Origin of the sequence: Methanocalculus sp., assembly GCF_029762515.1 — an archaeon.
Classification (GTDB): Archaea; Halobacteriota; Methanomicrobia; order Methanomicrobiales; family Methanocorpusculaceae; genus Methanocalculus.
The window spans coordinates 1-1,515 of sequence record NZ_JARVGN010000497.1 but is presented as its reverse complement, the minus strand read 5'-3'; the positions used below and the strand labels follow the sequence as shown (position 1 = coordinate 1,515).

The 1,515-nt window shown below is 56.4% G+C and carries 2 protein-coding genes; both read right to left on the bottom strand.

The window, feature by feature from the left end; genetic code table 11:
* The coding region (locus QCH34_RS12590; protein ID WP_300334639.1) for an AAA family ATPase at positions 1-358 on the bottom strand (358 nt) is incomplete at its 3' end.
* Complete coding sequence (locus tag QCH34_RS12585) at positions 322-1,389, bottom strand: histidinol-phosphate transaminase (RefSeq protein ID WP_300334638.1); 1,068 nt, start codon at positions 1,387-1,389, stop codon at positions 322-324. The genes QCH34_RS12590 and QCH34_RS12585, both read right to left, overlap by 37 nt.
* Between the last annotated feature and the right edge of the window lie 126 nt (positions 1,390-1,515).

Here is a 1,515-nt window from a genome sequence, read left to right as displayed (position 1 = left end):
CAAGGGCATTCTCTTCTGCTTTCTCAGGAGAATATCCACGCCCAATCAGCCGATCGACAAGCACATCGGGATCGCACCTGAGGATCACCACCCGGTCACAGGGGAGGAGGTGGGCAAGATGGCCTTCCACCACGCCATCAACCGGCTGGAACTCCGCTGCCCAGAGCTCTTCGTCGATGATTATTGTATCACGATCCGGGTCCCTTCCGAGAATATAGGGAGTGATTGTGTCGTTGATACGGACAACATACACCCCACGCTCCTCAAGGATATCCGCAACAGTGGTTTTTCCGGTACCGGGAACCCCGGTCAGGCCGATCATCATAGTGACACAATCGCAGAGAGGAATCGTTCGCATTCCCAGTCAGCACCGATAGAGACCCTGATGAAGGTCTCGCCAAGTCCGGGGAAACTCTCGCATGAACGCACCAGCACACCCTTCTTTGCCAGTGCATCCATCGCCTCCTTCCCGGTGCGGGGGGCAAGATCTATCATCACAAAGTTCGCCCCGCCCGGAGCAACCGGATAGGGGATCTCATCAGAGAAGCGTCTCCGCCACCGTGTAACATGGGCGATGTAGCGATCTGCATAAGCGGTATCCGAGAGTGCGCCGACAGCGGCAGCCTCGGAGACCGCATTCAGTGCAAACGGCGTCTCCGCCCGCATATAACAGGGTCTGAACCATTCCGGAACAAACGCATACCCGACCCTGAATCCGGCAAGCCCGTAGACCTTTGACATCGTCCTCCCGATGATCAGGTTCTCGTACCGATCCAGCAGCGGCAGATAATCAACATCAGAAAACTCGACATATGCGTTGTCGAGGAAGAGGATGCCGTTGATATTCTCGAGGATAGAAGCGATCACCTCAGGCGGCGTAACCGTTCCCGTGGGATTATTCGGGGAACAGATGAAAGAGAGTTTCGCGTCCCGTGCAGCTGCAATGAATGATTCCGGATCGACTTCATAGGAGGCATTCCTCGGTACATATCCGACCTTCCCTCCCTGTGCGGTGACGGCAAGGCCATAGAAGGAGAAGGTGGGTGAGGAGATAACCACCGAATCACCAGAGGTGATGAGTGCCCGGACAAGCGTCTCGATGACTCCATCCATCCCCGCACCGGCGACAACCGGGTACGAGCCATAGATCTCCTGTAGTTTTTTGATCAGTTCTTCATGCGTGGTGCCGGGGTAGCGGTTACAGGAGAGGATAGCCTCTTGTGCTGCTGCCTGTGCCGAATCTGAAGGGGGGGAGGGGTTCTCGTTTGAGGCGAGCCGTGCCACCTCGGAGAAACCGTACCTCTCTGCGATATCCTCTGCCTTCCCGGCAAAGACATATCCCCCGTCCAGAAAACAGGATCTAACCAAGGACCTCGGTGAGGGCTTCATGAACGACTCCTGCTGCACGATCGATCTCACTCTCGGAGATGATCAGCGGCGGGACAAGCCGGAGATTGCCATCTCCGGCACAATTGACCAGCACGCCGCGATCAAGACAGAGCTGTTGGACCTTCG